This window comes from Mesorhizobium sp. M2C.T.Ca.TU.002.02.1.1 (assembly GCF_003997225.1).
On record NZ_RZTO01000038.1, the window covers coordinates 1 to 16,063 of the forward strand.

Sequence of the window (16,063 nt, forward strand, 5' to 3'; positions counted from 1 at the left end):
GAGCAGACCATCGTCGGCACCGGCGGCAAGCAGATCCTGTTCAACGCCTTCATGGCGACGCTGAACCCGGGCGACGAGGTCATCATCCCGCGCCCCTACTGGGTGAGCTATCCCGAAATGGTGGCGATCTGCGGCGGCACGTCGGTCTTCGCCGACACCTCGATCGACAACGGCTTCAAGCTGACGGCCGAAGTGCTGGAAAAGGCGATCACGCCGAAGACCAAATGGCTGTTGATGAACTCGCCATCCAACCCGTCGGGCGCCGCCTATACCGAAGCCGAGCTGCGGGCGCTGGCCGATGTGCTGCTGAAGCATCCGCACGTCTGGACGCTGACCGACGACATGTATGAGCACCTGACCTATGGCGACTTCGTCTTCAAGACCATCGCCGAGGTCGAGCCGAACCTTTATGAGCGCACGCTGACCATGAACGGCGTGTCGAAAGCCTATGCCATGACCGGCTGGCGCATTGGCTACGCCGCCGGCCCGGTGCCGCTCATCAAGGCGATGGACATGATCCAGGGCCAGCAGACCTCGGGCGCCTGCACCATCGCGCAATGGGCTTCCGTCGAGGCGCTCAACGGGCCGCAGGATTTCATCGCCAAGAACAAGGCGGTCTTCCAGGGCCGGCGCGACCTCGTCGTCTCGATGCTCAACCAGGCGCGCGGCATCACCTGCCCCTCGCCCGAAGGCGCCTTCTACGTCTATCCGTCCTGCGCCGAGCTGATCGGCAAGAAGACCAAGACGGGCAAGGTGATCGACAATGACGAGACTTTCTGCTCCGAGCTGTTGGAAGCCGAAGGTGTCGCGGTGGTGTTCGGCTCGGCCTTCGGCCTTGGACCGAACTTCCGCATCTCCTATGCCACGTCGGAGACGCTGCTGGAGGAAGCCTGCACGCGCATCCAGCGCTTCACCGCGTCGCTGACCTGATCGGCGCGCAGCCGCCAGACGACAAGAACCCGGCTTCAGGCCGGGTTTTTTGTTGCGCGACGACCGACCTCACGCCGGCTGCTTCGTTTGCTTGGCCGCTCGGGCCTCGGCTGGCGCCAGCACGGCAATCAGCAAGGCCGCGGTGAGGAACGCGCCGATCGCCGCCGTCAGCATCGCGGCATGGAAGCCGCCTGCATAGGCGATTGTGAAAAGCTCGTGCACGCCGCTCTCGCCGATGGCCGCATCGGTGGCGAAATCATGCCGCGAGATCGCGGCGCGGGCCACCGCATCGGCATTGGCGACGCCGGCCTCGCCGAGGTAGCCGGTCAACAGACTGGTCGCCCGCATGCTCATCAGCGCGCCGAGCAGCGCGATACCGATGGCAAGACCGCTCTGGCGGGTGGCGTTGACCACAGCCGACACCATACCCGAACGCTCGCGTGGGGCGTAGGACATCGCCGCGGCACTGCCCGTCGGGATCGACAGCGAGTTGCCGAGGCCATTGATCGCGAACAACAGGCACAGCACCGCATAGGACGTCGACGGCCCGGCCCAGCACATGCCGAGCATGGAAAGGCCGATCAGCGCATAACCCACCGTCATCAAGAGCGAATGGCCGTAACGCGCGCTGAGCCTGCCGATCCACGGCGACACGACCATCTGGACAATGAAGGCCGGTGCCATGCGCAGGCCGGTCTGCGTCGGCGACCAGCCTTGCACCTGCTGCAGGAACATCGAGAAGAAGAAGACGCTGGTGTAGGAGGTGAAGCCGAGCGCGAAGGACGCGACGTTGGCGACCGCAAAACGCACGTCGCGGAACAGGCCGAGCGGCAGCATCGGCCGTGGCGTGCGCGCCTCGAAGCCAAGGAAGATCGCCAGGCCGACGACGCCGACGACAAGCGCGGTGACGGTCTTCGGATCGCTCCAGCCGGTTTCGCCGGCCGAGATCAGGCCGAAGGTCAAGGCGCCGAGCCACAGGATGCTGAGCGCAAGGCCGACGAGATCGAGATGCGCATGCTCCGGATGCGCCGTCTCGCTGATGGAGACGGCGCCGAGCACAACCGTGACCAGGCCGAGCGGCAGGTTGATCAGGAAGATGCTTTGCCAGCCGACCGTCTGCACCAGGATGCCGCCCAGCACCGGGCCAACCAAAAGGGAGACGGCGGCGAACGAGGCCCAGCCGCCGATCACGCCGGCGCGCTCGCGGGGATCCGGGAAAGCCTGCGTCAGGATCGATAAAGCGCCGGGGATGAGCAGCGAGCCCGCGACACCTTGCACCACCCGGCCGGCAAGCAATGCCGTCAGGTTCGGCGCCACCGCGCAGATCAGCGAACCGGCCACGAAGATGCCGACGCCCCAGAGCCAGGAGCGCTTGCGGCCATAGCGGTCGCCGATCAGCCCGGACGACAGCATGAAGGCCGAAAGGCAGAGCGTGTAGGCATCGACCACCCATTGCAGCCCGCCAAAATCGGTCCGCAAGGCCTGCTGGATGGTCGGCAGGGCGACATTGACGATGCTGACGTCGAGAAGCGCCACGAAGGAGCCGAGATAAATGGCGGCGACAAGCGGCAATCGGTTCTTCGGCATGACATTCCCACAGGTGAGTTTCGCAGTCACCTACATCACTGACCGACGGTCAGTCAATGTATCTAAGTTATTTTGGAATCATTATAAAAAGCTTGCCTAGAATGTTAGAAGCACGATAATGGCATTCGATAAGCCAGCACTGTGGACCGGTCCGAACCCTATGCCTGCCGTTGCCAAGAAGGCGCTGAAGCCACGCACCAAGCCGGCCGAAGTGCGCCGGGACGACATATTGCGGGCTGCCGCGGCATTGTTCATTGCCAAGGGCGTCGGCGCAGCGACGATCGACGAGATCGCCACGCGTGCCGAGGTGGCCAAGGGCACCTTCTATCTCTATTTCACCTCGAAGGAGGATCTGGTCGGCGCCCTGCGCGAGCGCTTCGTCAAAGGGTTTCGCACCCGCATCCGCGATGCGATCGAAGCCTGCCGGCCCGATGACTGGTCCGGACGCCTGAAGAGTTTCGTCGGCGCCGGCATAGCGGCCTATCTCGACGACCACCAACTGCATGACGTCGTCTTCCATGACCATCGTCCCGACCAGCGGCAGATGAAAGGCGACAACCCCTTGCTCGGCGATCTTTCGTCCCTTCTTGCCGCGGGCACGCAGGCCGGCGCCTGGTCGGTCGGTCATCCAGACCTCACCGCGATCGTGTTGTTCCAGGGCCTGCATGGCGCCGTCGATGACGCCATCGAGCGGGGCGTGCTCGACGGCAGCGAACTCGCCGAGAACCTTTCGGCGCTGTTCCTGAAAATGGTGGATGCGCGGTAGTTCCCCGGCGCCGGGATTTTGAAAGATTCCCTCTTGCCCATAGGGGCCGTCCATACATGACGATCGCGATGGGCGTTTCGGCCAATCTCCAGGGCATGCCACCTGAAGGCAAGAGCGCGCTGGGAGACACTCTCAGGATGTCAGAAAACTGTCATAAATCGTTGCTTTTTAACCATAAAATCCGAGCGGACGGTCAAGCGTCGCCGAATGCGGCGCGACGACGATCGCACTCAGTATTTCTTAACGGCTGAGGTCCTAGCCATGGCGCGTGCTGTGGGGGCGGACATGAGTATCTTGGCGACAATCAAGGATCACAGCGGCCGTATCTATCGCGGCATCCAGGCCCTGCTCGCGATGAGCATCGCCGCCACCGGTCTTGCCGTCTTCGCGCTGACGGAGAGCGCCTCCCGCGCCGGCGCTCTCGCGGTGTCGGTGACATCGAGCTTGATGGCGCTTCTGGTGCTGATGTATATGCGCGCGAGCGTCGTCCAGCGCCTGCAATCGGCGGCGGACGCCGAGGCCGAGAAGCACCGCTTCCTCACGGTCGATGCCATGACCGGGGCCACGGCCCGGCGCTATTTCATCGAAGCGTTGGGCGACTGGCTGGGCGGCTTGCGCAACCGTCGCCAGGCAAGCCTGCTTCTGATCGACCTCGACCATTTCAAGCAGCTCAACGACACGTTCGGGCACCAATTCGGCGATCTGGCGCTGGCCCATCTGGTCGCGGAAGCGCAGCGTATTTTCGAGGACGGCGTCATCGGGCGGCTCGGCGGCGACGAGTTCGGCGTCATGGTTCCGCATGGCGACATCGCCCTCATCAGCTGGGACGCGCGCCGGCTGCTGGATGCCATGCGCGCCGGCAAAAGGCACGAGGGCAAGATCATCCCGCTGTCGATCTCGGTCGGCGTCGCGCTTGCGCCGCTGCATGCTTCGAATGCAACCGAATTGATGCTTTTGGCCGATCTCGCGCTCTATGAAAGCAAGGCCGGCGGCCGCGGCCGCGTCACCGTCTTCGACGAGGAGATGCTGTCGGACAAACGCTATCGCCGGCTGGTGGAACGCGAGCTGCGCGCCGCGATCTATCTCGGCGAGCTGGAACTGCACTACCAGCCGATCGTCGATCCCGAGGGCTCCGTCGACGCGCTGGAAGGATTGATCCGCTGGCGCCATCCCGTGCGCGGCTTGATCTCGCCGGCGGAATTCATCCCGATCGCCGAGCGCTCGACGCTGATCGACATGATCGGCGAATGGGTCTTCAAGCGCGCCTGCGCCGATGTCGGGCACTTTCCCGGACGGCGCATCTCGATCAACGTCTCCGGCGAGCAGCTGAAGCGCGACGAGATCGTGATGATGTGCGACCGGGTCCTGCGCGAGACCGGCCGGTCGGCATCGCAATTCATCGTCGAGATCACCGAGACCGTGGCGACGGCAGCGACCCCCGAGGTTCTGAGGCGCCTCGAGGCGCTGCGCGGCCTTGGCTTCCACATCGCGCTCGACGACTTCGGCACCGGCCATTGCGGCTTCAACTATCTGAAGTCGCTGCCCATCGACAGCATCAAGATCGACCGCTCCTACATTCGTAGCCTCGCCCATGACCAGGTGGCGCAGATCTTCGTTTCCGCGCTTGCCCAGATCGCCCGCATCCAGGAGATCGCCATCGTCGCGGAAGGTGTCGAAACCGCGCAGGAATTCACCCTCGCCCGAGCGGCCGGCTGCAGCCGCTTCCAGGGCTATTTCTTCGGCAAGCCGGCGCCGCGCGACAGGGCAAGCGCCTTGTGTGCCGCCGCCCGCGAGCCGCTCGCCCTCACAGCCTGACGAACAGGAAATGGCGGCCTGCCGGACCCAAGCCGGCGAACATCCTATTTTTCTTGCCCTGCCGGCAAACCCGTGTGACGATGGTTTTGGGAAGAGGTGAAAACCCCGCCCGCGACGGCCGAACAGGCCGGCCGCCGCTCTGCACAGGGTGCGATCGGACGCAAACCGGTTTCCACTTTTGCTGATCGCTCTCTTGGGAAACGCCTGAGTGGAGGTTCAGCCATGGGTACTCGCGCCGGAGAACGACGCACGGGACCGAAATGCATCGCCATAGTCGGTCCCTTTGCAAGCGGTAAGACGACACTTCTCGAAGCAATTCTCGCCCGCACGGGCGCCATTCCCCGCCAGAACCCCGTTTCATCGGGCAACACCGTTTCCGATCATTCACCCGAAGCCCGCGCCCACGCCATGAGCGTCGAGGCGACCTTCGCCACCACCGATTTCATGGGCGAGCAGATCACTTTCGTCGACTGCCCCGGCTCGATCGAATTCGCCTTCGAAGCCGAACCCGTGCTTGCCGCCTGCGACCTCGCGGTCGTCGTCGCCGAGGCCGACGAGAAGAAGATCCCGGCGCTGCAGCTCATCATGCGCAAGCTCGACGACCTCGCCATTCCGCGCATCCTGTTCCTCAACAAGGTCGACAAGGCGATCGCGGGCGTGCGCGAGACGCTGAAGATGCTGCAGCCGGCGAGCTCGGTACCCCTGCTGCTGCGCCAGATTCCGGTGCGCAAGGACGGCATCGTCATCGGCTCGATCGATCTGGCGTTGGAGCGCGCCTACATCTATCGCGAATACGCCGAGAGCGAAGTGGCCGAAATTCCAGGCGACGACAAGGCACGCGAGCTGGAAGCGCGTTTCTCCATGCTGGAGACACTTGCCGATCACGACGATCACCTGATGGAGCAATTGCTGGAGGAGATCGAGCCGCCGAAGGACGCGATCTTCGACGATCTCTCGGCCGACCTGCGCGCCGGCGCGGTGACGCCGGTGCTGATCGGCACGGCCGAGAAGGGCAATGGCGTGCTGCGCCTGTTGAAAGCCATCCGCCATGATGCGCCCGATGTCGAGGCGACCAGGAAACGCCTTGGCGCGCCGGACGGCCAGACGGTGGTGCAGGTGATGAAGACCATCCACACCGCGCATGGCGGCAAGCTTTCGGTATCGCGCGTGCTTTCCGGCCAATTGGCCGACGCCGCCGAGCTCTTCCTGTCCAACGGCGACACGGCGAAGGTCTCAGGCATCTACAGGATGTTGGGCAAGGACCAGATCAAGCAGGCATCCGCCAAAGCGGGCGACACGGTCGCGCTCGGCAAGCTCGACAACGTCAAGACCGGCCAGACGCTGAGCTCGGCCAAGGGCGGCATCCGGCCGTTGGTCACGTTGGAGCCGCCGCAGCCGGTCTTCGCCTTCGCGCTTCGTCCCAAGGAGCGCAAGGACGAGGTCAAGATGTCGGCGGCGATCCAGCGGCTTGCCGAGGAAGACCCGTCGCTCAGCCTGCGCCACAACCAGGACTCCGCCGAAACCGTCCTGTCGGGCCACGGCGAAATGCATCTGCGCGTGGTGCGCGAGCGCCTCGAGGGCAAGAACCAGATTCCGATCGAGGGCCATGCCCCGGCGGTGCCTTACCGGGAGACGATCCGCAAAGGAGCGCAGCAGCGCGGCCGCCACAAGAAGCAATCCGGCGGCCACGGCCAGTTCGGCGACGTGGTGATCGAGATCAAGCCGCTGCCGCGCGGTTCCGGCTTCCAGTTCTCCGACACCATCACCGGCGGCGTGGTGCCGAAAACCTACATCCAGTCGGTGGAGACCGGCATTCGCGACTATCTGAAGACGGGTCCGCTCGGCTTCCCGGTCGTCGATGTCGCCGTCAACCTGTCGGACGGCTCCTACCATGCGGTCGATTCCTCCGACATGGCCTTCCAGATGGCGGCGAAGCTGGCGATGAAGGAAGGCATGGCCGCCTGTTCGCCGGTCCTGCTGGAGCCGGTGATGAAGGTCGAGATCGTCACGCCCTCCGAGGCGACCTCGAAGATCATCGCGCTGATCCCGCAGCGGCGCGGACAGATCCTCGGCTATGACGCAAGGCCCGACTGGCCCGGCTGGGACGTCGTCGAGGCGACCATGCCGCAGGCCGAAATCGGCGACCTGATCATCGAGCTGCGCTCGGCCACCGCCGGCGTTGCCAGCTACAAGGCCGCTTTCGACCACATGGCCGAGCTCACCGGCCGGCTCGCCGACGAGGCGATGAACGCCAACGGCAAGGCTGCCTGATGCATGTCGCCCAAAAGTGCATAGCGGTTTCGGGAGAACGACACGCGTCAAGCAAGGGACTGAAGCGCATCGCGCTTTGATTTATGGCGAAATGAAAACGGCGTCCGGATGATCCGGACGCCGTTCCTATTGCGGACCGTTTTCCTGGGAGGCAACGGCTGGTCCGCCGCATCCGGAAAAATGGTTCGGACGCGGTAGCTGCCTGAGCCCGGTCTTCCGAGTGATGCCCCCATCTCCCGAACCGACCAACCGCGTCCTATGATCCACTTAAACCATAGACTGCGTCTGCGACATGTTACCCGATGTTACATGTCACTGTTACGTGGCGGATTCGGTCGTGTTTTTGCCGGCTCGAAGACATGCGGGCAACAAAAAAGCCGGATCAATAAAGATCCGGCTGAGTTTGATTGGAAGTGCCGATTAAGGCTAACCTCCAGAGGGGAACACTCGAGGGCGCTAATGGGAGGAGAACGCGCCCTGGAGATGTCACTATATATGTGCTCATCATGCCCAAGAAACAAGCATCTATTTTGCAACACACGCATGCAAAAAGACGCAGGCTGTGGTCCAACCTATTCCTGGAACCCATAGGACCAGGAAAATCGCCGGTTTTCGGCGCGTTTCCGGCCCTAAAGCGACTGCTTAAATGCAAAAATCGAGCCGATTTTGCTCGGAAATAGGCTAGTCGGCCAAATGATGTCGATTTCGGCAAGCCGAGTTTATTTTTACGGCAGGAGACCGATGATGCGAACTTTTTCGGCAATCGCCGGCAGCGCGCTGTTCCTTGTCGCGGCGCCCGGCATTGTCGCCGGGCTGCTGCCGTGGCTCCTCACCGACCATTATCGCAAGCCTCTGTCGGCGGTTCCGGGCTTCGTGCCCGCGGGCTCTGTTCTTGCGGTGGGGGCAGCCGCCATCCTGCTCCATGCCTTTGCCCGTTTTGCGCTAGAGGGCCTCGGCACACCCGCTCCCGTGGCGCCGACCGAGAAACTGGTCGTCGGCGGCATCTACCGCCATGTGCGCAATCCTATGTATGTCGCGGTCCTGGCGATCATCCTTGGCCAGGCGCTGATCTTTTCGAGCTGGCCGGTGCTGTTTTACGGCCTCGTCGCCGCGGCGGCGATGATCTCCTTCGTCAAGGTCTATGAAGAGCCGACGCTCGCCAGCCGCTACGGCGCGGAATACGAAACCTACCGCCGCGCCGTCCCCGGCTGGCTGCCGCGCATCACACCCTGGCGCGGCCAGTAGTCCCGGCCGGCCATTTCAATAAGACCAGCTGCGCGCCTTGGCGATGATGAAATCGCGAAAAACGTGCAGCTTCGCCTGGTTCTTCATCGCGTCGGGATAGGCGAAATAGGTGTCGAAGGACGGTACCTCGGTCTCCGGCAGCAGTTGGACCAGGTTCGTGTCCTTGCTGATCACATAGTCCGGCAGCATGGCGATGCCGGCGCCGCCCTGCACCGCCCGCTTGATCGACAGGATGTCGTTGATCTGCAGCGTCGGCACCCGCTGCGCGCCCTCGAAATCGCCGACCGTCTCCAGCCAGTTCAGCTCCGACAGATGCGAAGGCACCGGCACGCCGAAGGTGACGATGCGGTGGTTCCTGAGCTCGGCGATCGAGGCCGGCTTGCCAAACTTGGCGATATAGGACGGAGCTGCGTAGAGATGGAAATGCACCGTGAACAGCCGGCGCTGGATAAGGTCCGGCTGTTGCGGCTGCCGCAGCCGGATGGCGCAATCGGCCTGGCGCATCGTCAGGTCGAGCTCCTCATTGGCGAGGATCAGCTGGAGGCTGATCTCGGGATAGAGCTCGATGAATTCCTGCACGCGTTCGGTCAGCCAGCCGGCGCCCAGGCCCACCGTGGTCGTCACCCTGAGCACGCCCGAGGGCCGGTCCTTGGTTTCGGTGAGCCGCGTCTTGATGGTTTCCAGCTTCATCAGCACGTCATGCGCCGTGCGGAACAGCATCTCGCCCTGCTCGGTCAGCACCAGGCCGCGGGCATGGCGATGGAAGAGTGCGACGCCGACGTCATGCTCCAGCGCGCTGACCTGCCGCGAGATGGCCGATTGCGACAGATGCAGCGTCTCGGCGGCATGGGTAAACGACCCAGCCTCCGCCGCGGCGTGAAATACGCGTAATTTGTCCCAGTCCAGCGCCATGATTCCCCTCGCGTTGCCTTTGGCGTCTGAATGAAAAATCAGGCTCTTAAACGGCTTTTTTCAGCCGATCTGTCATTCCGCCGCTTCGCGGTGAACCTCGATGCCCGCCAGATATTTTTCCGCCTCGAGCGCCGCCATGCAGCCAAGTCCGGCCGCCGTCACCGCCTGGCGGTAGACGTCGTCGGTGACGTCGCCGGCGGCGAACACGCCGGGCACGTCGGTGCGGGTCGAATCCGGCGCCGTCCACAGATAGCCGTTCGGCTTCTGCTTCAGCTTGCCGACGAAGAGCTCGACCGCAGGCGCGTGGCCGATCGCCACGAACACGCCGTCGACCGGCAGCTTCGATTCCTGGCCGGTCACGACGTTGCGCAGCGCCAGGCCCTCGACGGAAGGCGGCAGCGGCGCCTTGCCTGGACGCCCGGTGATCTCGTCCACCACCGTGTCCCAGATGACGCGGACATTGTCCTTCGCAAGCAGCCGTTCGCGCAGGATGCGCTCGGCGCGGAAATCGCGGCGCCGGTGGATGACGGTGACGCTCTTGGCTAGGTTCGACAGATAGAGCGCTTCTTCTACCGCGGAATTGCCGCCGCCCACAACCGCGACGTCCTTGCCGCGGTAGAAGAAGCCGTCGCAGGTCGCACAGGCCGAAACGCCAAAGCCCATGAAGGTCTGTTCCGACGGGATGCCCAGCCACTTGGCCTGCGCGCCGGTGGCGATGATCAGCGCGTCCGCCGTGTAGACGGTGCCGGAATCGCCGGTGGCGCGGAACGGCCGCACATTGAGATCGACCTCGGTGATGATGTCGTTGACGATGTCGGTGCCGACATGCTCTGCCTGCGCCAGCATCTGGCTCATCAGCCAAGGGCCCTGGATCGGATCGGCGAAGCCCGGATAGTTTTCGACGTCGGTGGTGATCATCAATTGGCCCCCCTGCTGCAGGCCGGCGACCAGCATCGGTTTCAGCATGGCGCGGGCGGCATAGATCGCCGCCGTGTAGCCGGCCGGGCCGGAACCGATGATGAGAACAGGTGCGTGTTTCGTGTTCATGAAAAAGTCCCCTGCGGCGCGCGGCCGTGGTTTGTTGCGCGTAATGTAAGTGTTGCCCGTGGGACCAGCAAGGCAAGTTGGCCTTCGTCCCCGGAAAGCTTCGTCCCCTGCATATCGGGCCATATCGCCGCCCGTCACCAATGCATGTCGCCCAGAGGTATGCGCGGCGCTAGATCACGCCATGCATCAAAACAAGGAGAAAATCATCGCAAAGCTATGGCCTCCAGCGCGAAACCAAATTACAAAATCGCGAAAGATTCTTGCGTGAAAGCCCATTCATGCCGCTCAAAGCCGATCTCGACGCCATCGACTGGAAGATCCTGCGCGAGCTGCAGGGTGACGGCCGAATGACCAATGTCGAATTGTCCAACCGGGTCGGCATCTCGGCGCCGCCTTGCCTGCGCCGCGTCAGGCGGCTGGAAGAGGCCGGCATCATCCGCGGCTACCGCGCGCTGCTCAACGCGCCGGCGCTCGGCATGGATGTCGTGGCCTTCTGCCTGATCGGCCTGCATCATCAGGCCGATGCCGAGCTGAAGACCTTCGCCGAGCGCACGCGCGGCTGGCCGATCGTGCGTGACGCCTGGATGGTCTCGGGCGAATCCGATTTCCTGCTGCATTGCGTGGCGAGCGACCTCGGCACCTTCCAGACCTTCGTCATCGAGGAGCTGGCCTCGGCCCCGAATGTGGATACCGTACGCACCGCCCTGACCATCCGTCGCGTCAAGGACGAAGGGCTGGTGGCTTTCGAGATGAAGCCCTAAGCCCTGCCAAGTCCTGCGATAAAATCGCAAAGCCTCCGGTGGTCGTTGCCCGTTATGAGCTTGTGGGTGACGAAGGCGGCGTCGCTGGATTTTCGGTTGGACCTGCTTCCGACATGCCAACCATCATGAAGCCCGGCACGGCGGCCGGCTTCCATGTCGTCGGCCTTGTCGCCAACAATGATCGACCGGCCCATATCCAGACCCAACAGGTCGCGCGCGCGCAGCAGCATGCCGGGATTCGGCTTGCGCATTGGATGGTCGCCTACCGCCAGAACGCCCATGCCGCTCGAATGGTACCCACAGGCGAGCACAAGATCGATCCAGCAATCCTCCGCTTCGAGAAGCTGCAGGAGCCTGCCGTTGACCGCCGCGAAATCCGGCCAGCCGAAATAACCTCGCGCTATGCCCGATTGGTTCGAGACGATGATGGCGGGAAGCCCAACCGCATTGGCGGTCCTGATCACGGGCAACATTTCCGGCCGCAGCACGATATCGGCAGGATCGCTCGGATAGCTGGTATCGACGTTGATGGTGCCGTCACGATCGAGGAAAAGAGCTGCCAGCCCGGCAGGAAAAGTCCTGGCGCCTACGCGCTCGACCCACAAGCCGGGCTCGGCGAGCGGCAGGTCGTCCGCACTCTCAGCCATTGCTGAGACGCGCTTCGACCGCCTCGCACAGATGATGGTAGAGACACAGATGCCCCTGCTGAATGATCGGCGTCGAGGTCGACGGCACGTTGAGCAGGATGTCGGTCAGCGGCTTGAGCTTGCCGCCGGTTTCGCCGGTCAGGCTGATCACCGTCATGCCCATCGCCCGCGCCTGCTCGGCGGCGGCAAGGATGCTCGGCGAATTGCCGCTGGTGGAAATCGCCAGCAGCACAGCGCCTTCCGATCCATGCGCCTCGACCTGGCGCGAGAAGACGGTGTCGAAGCCGTAATCGTTGCCCCAGGCCGTCAGCACCGCGGCGTTGGCCGGCAGCGCGATGACGTTGTAGGCCTTGCGTTCCTTCAGGAAGCGGCCGACCAGCTCGCCGGCGATGTGGATGGCGTCGCTGGCCGAGCCGCCATTGCCGCAGATCAGCAGCGCCTTGCCTTGCGAAAGCGCGGTCACGACCGTGCTCACCGCGCGTTCCATCTCACCGGTCAGGTCTCGCTCGACCATTGCCGAGATCGCCGCCGCGGAGCGGACCAGGTAATCGTTCAAATCGGACATGAGACCCTCAGTTTGCGGCACGCAGCTTGCCGATCGTGTTCGTCGTGCTCTTGCCGGCGACGAGGTCGACCAGCACCACGCGCCCGCCCGCCTTCTGCACCACGTCGGCGCCGACCACGGTCTCGATCGTGTAATCCGCGCCCTTGACCAGGATATCCGGCAGCAGCGCCTCGATGAGCTTGAGCGGCGTGTCTTCCTCGAAGACGACGACGGCATCCACCGAGGCAAGCGCTGCCAGCACGCAAGCGCGGTCGTGCTGGTTGTTGACCGGGCGTCCAGGCCCTTTCAGCCGGCGCACCGAGTCGTCGCTGTTGAGGCCGAGCACTAGCCGGTCGCACTGGCTGCGCGCGGCATGCAGCAGGCTGACATGGCCGGCATGCAGGATGTCGAAACAGCCATTGGTGAAGCCTACGGTCAGCCCCTCTTCCTTCCATGCCGCGACCATCCTGGCCGCGGCACTGGCGTCGAGAACGGCATCCGTGTGAGCGGGCCCGTGCGAGCGGAACAACGCGCCGGACAGTTCCTCGACGTTCAGCCGCGCCGTGCCGCGTTTTCCCACCACGACGCCGCCCGCCGCATTGGCGATGACGGCCGCATGCACCCGGTCAGCGCCGGCGGCGAGCGAAAGCGCGAAACTGGCGATGACCGTGTCGCCGGCGCCGGAAACGTCGAACACTTCGCGGGCCTGGGTGGAAATGTGGCGGGCATCCTCGGCGGAGACCACGCTCATGCCCTTCTCGCTGCGCGTGGCGACGATGAATTCGAAATCATGCGCGGCGATCAGGTCGCGTGCGGCAGCCACGATCTCGTCGTCGCCGAACACCTTGCGCCCGACCGCCTCGCCAAGCTCCTTGCGGTTCGGCGTAACCGCCGTCGCGCCTGCATAGCGCGCGTAATCGTGCCCCTTCGGATCGACCAGCACGGGCTTGCCGGCATCGCGGCAGATCGCGATCAATTCGCCGGCGACGCCGTCGAGCAGGATGCCCTTGCCGTAATCGGAGAGGATGACGATGTCGGCGCGGCCGAGCGCCGCCTGGAAATGATCGATGAGCTTGGCCCGCTCGGCGGAGGTGAGCGGCTTGATCTCTTCCTCGTCGAAACGCAGCACCTGCTGGTTGAGCGCGCTGAAGCGGCTTTTCGACGAGGTCATGCGGTCCTGGCGCTGCAGCAGCCCGTCGGTGTCGACGCCGATCTCGCTGAGCATGCGCATCAGATTGTTGCCCGCCTGGTCGGCGCCGATCACCGACACGGGTATGGCGGCCGCGCCCAGCGAGACGATGTTGGAGACGACATTGCCGGCGCCGCCCATGTTGAGCGACTCGCCCTTGCCATGCAGCACGGGGATCGGAGCTTCCGGCGAGATGCGCTCGATCACGCCGCTGACGAACCGGTCGAGGATGAAATCGCCCACGACCAGCACGGTGACGTCGCCGAACCGGGCGATGGTGCGGTGCAAAGGTTCCGGAGAAGGCGGATTGTGCTTGATCATCTCGCTCGAGGTATGCCTGAAGAAGGCCGGACTTGAATAGATTTCAGCGCCGGAATTGTGGCGTGGGCTGCTCAAGGCGATGCCGATATACCGCAATTCGGGTCAGTGCAACGCCGGCCCGTCTACCTCAGCTCCTCTGCAGGGCGACATGAACGCCGAGCCCGACAAGCACGGCACCGCCTGCCCGTTGCATCAACCGCTGCGCCCGGCCCGATCGGCGAAGCCGCGCGACCATCGCGCCGGCGAGAAACACACAGGCAATATCGGCCGAGGAAAACATCAGGTTGACGATGGTTCCCAACGCCACGAACTGCAACCAGACCGGCAACGCCGCCGAGGCGTCGATGAACTGCGGCAGGAACGCCATGAAGAAGATTGCCGTCTTGGGATTGAGCACTTCGACCGTGATGCTCTCGAAAAAAGCGCGACGGGCCGATTTACGCTCGATGACGGGCAAACCCGTCTCGCCATCCGCACGCTTTCGGAACAGGCAGACGCCGAGCCAGATCAGATAGAGCGCGCCGAGCAGCTTGACCGCCATATAGAGCGGCGGCACGGCGTGAAACAGCACCGACAGGCCGGCGGCGGCCGCAAAGACATGGAAATAACCGCCAAGGTGAATGCCAAGTGCCGCCGTCAGCCCGGACCAACGGCCACGCGCCATTGTCTGCGCAGCGGCGTAGAGCATGGCAGGACCGGGAATGTAGGCGAAGATCGCGGTGGTGGCGAAAAACGCGATGAGCAGTTCGGTCGACGGCATTCTTGGTCCCTCAAGAGTTGGGCATGACTGAAGCGGCCTCACTGTGGCCGACAGGCGGTCTGCTTTATCGACACTCCCGCCCGCCTCCCCTATAAGGGCCGGAATCGGCAACGGAGCAAGGCTGAAAAGCATGATCATCGTCACGGGCGGCGCCGGCATGATCGGCTCCAACATCGTCGCCGCTCTCAATGCCGAGGGCCATGACGACATCGTCGTCGTCGACGACCTCACCGACGGCCACAAGATCGCCAACCTCGCCGACCTTCGCATCGCCGACTATCTCGACAAGGACGATTTTCTCAGCCTGATCGAGGATGGCGGGCTCGGCCGCATCGAGGCCGTCTTCCACCAAGGCGCTTGCTCGACCACCACCGAGTGGAACGGCAAGTTCATGATGGACGTGAACTACGCCTATTCGAAGCGGCTGCTGCATGCCTGCCTCGCTCTGCGCGTGCCTTTCCTCTATGCCTCCTCCGCATCCGTCTATGGCGGTGGCAGCGAGTTCCGCGAGGAGCCCGAATTCGAGCGCCCGCTCAATGTCTATGCCTATTCGAAGAAGCTGTTCGACGACTACGTCCGCCGCAATGTCGACGCCGATCATTCGCAGGTGACGGGGCTGCGCTACTTCAACGTCTATGGACCGCGCGAGGCACATAAGGGCGCCATGGCCTCCGTCGCTTTCCATCTGTTCAATCAGGTCGAGCGCGGCGAGAATCCGAAATTGTTCGGGGCTTATGGCGACTTCGGGCCTGGCGAGCAGAGCCGCGATTTCATCCATGTCGGCGACGTCGCCGAGGTCAATCTGTGGCTCTGGAAACGCGGCTTGAGCGGCATCTTCAACTGCGGCACCGGCCGCGCGCAGCCGTTCCGCGCCATCGCCGAGACGGTGATCGACACGCTGGGCAAGGGGGAGATTGAATTCATCCCCTTCCCCGACCATCTCAAGGGCAGCTACCAGAGTTTTACGCAGGCTGATATGTCCCGCTTGCGCGCGGCCGGCTACAATGGCCAATTCCGCACAGTCGAAACCGGCGTCAGGGACTATGTCGAATGGCTGAAGGCCCAACGATCCTCGTGATCGGCCCACGCTGGGTGGGCGACATGGTTATGGCGCAGTGCCTGTTCGCGGCGCTGAAGGAAAAACATCCGCATGCGGCCATCGACGTGCTGGCGCCGGCCTGGGCCGCGCCTTTGGTCAAGCGCATGCCCGAGATACGCAGCCAGATCGATTTTCCGCTGATGCCGGGCGCGCTCGAATTCCGAAGCCG

Annotated in this window: 14 protein-coding genes and 1 pseudogene; 8 read left to right on the plus strand and 7 right to left on the minus strand. The window is 63.8% G+C overall.

The genetic code is table 11. The annotated features are described in order from the left end of the window. On the plus strand, positions 1-930 hold a 930-nt coding region (locus EOD07_RS03690), incomplete at its 5' end, for a pyridoxal phosphate-dependent aminotransferase (protein ID WP_164772056.1). A gap of 69 nt (positions 931-999) precedes the next feature. Here the strand turns inward: EOD07_RS03690 and EOD07_RS03695 are convergent. After that, complete coding sequence (locus EOD07_RS03695; protein WP_127234008.1) at positions 1,000-2,517, minus strand: MFS transporter; 1,518 nt, start codon at positions 2,515-2,517, stop codon at positions 1,000-1,002. Positions 2,518-2,635: 118 nt separating this feature from the next. Here EOD07_RS03695 and EOD07_RS03700 point away from each other — a divergent pair, with 118 nt between their 5' ends. The 4 genes from EOD07_RS03700 (at position 2,636) to EOD07_RS03715 (ending at position 8,614) form a co-directional block, all read left to right on the plus strand. Next, positions 2,636-3,283: a TetR/AcrR family transcriptional regulator gene (locus EOD07_RS03700; RefSeq protein ID WP_245469820.1), complete on the plus strand. Its 648-nt coding sequence runs from the start codon at positions 2,636-2,638 to the stop codon at positions 3,281-3,283. A 285-nt stretch (positions 3,284-3,568) separates the two neighbouring features. Next, positions 3,569-5,098: an EAL domain-containing protein gene (locus EOD07_RS03705; RefSeq protein WP_127234009.1), complete on the plus strand. Its 1,530-nt coding sequence runs from the start codon at positions 3,569-3,571 to the stop codon at positions 5,096-5,098. Positions 5,099-5,320: 222 nt separating this feature from the next. After that, positions 5,321-7,369: an elongation factor G gene (locus EOD07_RS03710; RefSeq protein ID WP_073989104.1), complete on the plus strand. Its 2,049-nt coding sequence runs from the start codon at positions 5,321-5,323 to the stop codon at positions 7,367-7,369. A gap of 744 nt (positions 7,370-8,113) precedes the next feature. Then, positions 8,114-8,614 (plus strand): isoprenylcysteine carboxylmethyltransferase family protein, encoded by a 501-nt coding sequence (locus EOD07_RS03715; RefSeq protein WP_127234010.1) that lies wholly within the window; start codon positions 8,114-8,116, stop codon positions 8,612-8,614. A gap of 15 nt (positions 8,615-8,629) precedes the next feature. Here EOD07_RS03715 and EOD07_RS03720 read toward each other — a convergent pair whose 3' ends face one another. Continuing rightward, positions 8,630-9,526 carry a LysR family transcriptional regulator gene (locus tag EOD07_RS03720; protein WP_040989587.1) on the minus strand — a complete coding sequence of 299 codons (897 nt, stop codon included), beginning with the start codon at positions 9,524-9,526 and terminating at the stop codon, positions 8,630-8,632. 72 nt (positions 9,527-9,598) lie between these two features. Then, positions 9,599-10,573: a thioredoxin-disulfide reductase gene (gene trxB / locus EOD07_RS03725; protein ID WP_127234011.1), complete on the minus strand. Its 975-nt coding sequence runs from the start codon at positions 10,571-10,573 to the stop codon at positions 9,599-9,601. A gap of 278 nt (positions 10,574-10,851) precedes the next feature. Between trxB and EOD07_RS03730 the strand changes: the two genes are divergently transcribed. Then, entirely contained in the window at positions 10,852-11,334 is a 483-nt protein-coding gene (locus EOD07_RS03730) for an Lrp/AsnC family transcriptional regulator (RefSeq protein ID WP_041012810.1), read from the plus strand. Here EOD07_RS03730 and EOD07_RS03735 read toward each other — a convergent pair. From EOD07_RS03735 to EOD07_RS03750, 4 genes are all read right to left on the minus strand, one after another. Further along, entirely contained in the window at positions 11,331-11,981 is a 651-nt protein-coding gene (locus tag EOD07_RS03735; RefSeq protein ID WP_127234012.1) for an HAD-IIIA family hydrolase, read from the minus strand. The genes EOD07_RS03730 and EOD07_RS03735 overlap by 4 nt on opposite strands. Continuing rightward, positions 11,974-12,546, minus strand: coding sequence for an SIS domain-containing protein (locus EOD07_RS03740; protein WP_112126837.1), 573 nt, complete (start codon positions 12,544-12,546; stop codon positions 11,974-11,976). Before EOD07_RS03740 ends, EOD07_RS03735 begins: the two co-directional genes overlap by 8 nt. Before the next feature lie 7 nt (positions 12,547-12,553). Continuing rightward, positions 12,554-14,035: a D-glycero-beta-D-manno-heptose-7-phosphate kinase gene (gene rfaE1 / locus EOD07_RS03745; protein WP_127234015.1), complete on the minus strand. Its 1,482-nt coding sequence runs from the start codon at positions 14,033-14,035 to the stop codon at positions 12,554-12,556. 127 nt (positions 14,036-14,162) lie between these two features. Next, positions 14,163-14,795 carry a LysE family translocator gene (locus tag EOD07_RS03750; RefSeq protein ID WP_127234016.1) on the minus strand — a complete coding sequence of 211 codons (633 nt, stop codon included), beginning with the start codon at positions 14,793-14,795 and terminating at the stop codon, positions 14,163-14,165. A 130-nt stretch (positions 14,796-14,925) separates the two neighbouring features. Here EOD07_RS03750 and rfaD point away from each other — a divergent pair, with 130 nt between their 5' ends. Continuing rightward, complete coding sequence (rfaD, locus tag EOD07_RS03755; protein ID WP_127234013.1) at positions 14,926-15,873, plus strand: ADP-glyceromanno-heptose 6-epimerase; 948 nt, start codon at positions 14,926-14,928, stop codon at positions 15,871-15,873. Beyond that, positions 15,846-16,063 (plus strand): annotated as a pseudogene (locus EOD07_RS03760) (lipopolysaccharide heptosyltransferase II); the annotation flags it as partial. The gene rfaD and the pseudogene EOD07_RS03760, both read left to right, overlap by 28 nt.

Coding starts and splice junctions, on each gene's coding strand:
- EOD07_RS03695 (WP_127234008.1), bottom strand. CDS start 2,517: ATGCCGAAGAACCGATTGCCGCTTGTCGCCGCCATTTATCTCGGCTCC.
- EOD07_RS03700 (WP_245469820.1), top strand. CDS start 2,636: ATGGCATTCGATAAGCCAGCACTGTGGACCGGTCCGAACCCTATGCCT.
- EOD07_RS03705 (WP_127234009.1), top strand. CDS start 3,569: ATGAGTATCTTGGCGACAATCAAGGATCACAGCGGCCGTATCTATCGC.
- EOD07_RS03710 (WP_073989104.1), top strand. CDS start 5,321: ATGGGTACTCGCGCCGGAGAACGACGCACGGGACCGAAATGCATCGCC.
- EOD07_RS03715 (WP_127234010.1), top strand. CDS start 8,114: ATGCGAACTTTTTCGGCAATCGCCGGCAGCGCGCTGTTCCTTGTCGCG.
- EOD07_RS03720 (WP_040989587.1), bottom strand. CDS start 9,526: ATGGCGCTGGACTGGGACAAATTACGCGTATTTCACGCCGCGGCGGAG.
- trxB (WP_127234011.1), bottom strand. CDS start 10,573: ATGAACACGAAACACGCACCTGTTCTCATCATCGGTTCCGGCCCGGCC.
- EOD07_RS03730 (WP_041012810.1), top strand. CDS start 10,852: ATGCCGCTCAAAGCCGATCTCGACGCCATCGACTGGAAGATCCTGCGC.
- EOD07_RS03735 (WP_127234012.1), bottom strand. CDS start 11,981: ATGGCTGAGAGTGCGGACGACCTGCCGCTCGCCGAGCCCGGCTTGTGG.
- EOD07_RS03740 (WP_112126837.1), bottom strand. CDS start 12,546: ATGTCCGATTTGAACGATTACCTGGTCCGCTCCGCGGCGGCGATCTCG.
- rfaE1 (WP_127234015.1), bottom strand. CDS start 14,035: ATGATCAAGCACAATCCGCCTTCTCCGGAACCTTTGCACCGCACCATC.
- EOD07_RS03750 (WP_127234016.1), bottom strand. CDS start 14,795: ATGCCGTCGACCGAACTGCTCATCGCGTTTTTCGCCACCACCGCGATC.
- rfaD (WP_127234013.1), top strand. CDS start 14,926: ATGATCATCGTCACGGGCGGCGCCGGCATGATCGGCTCCAACATCGTC.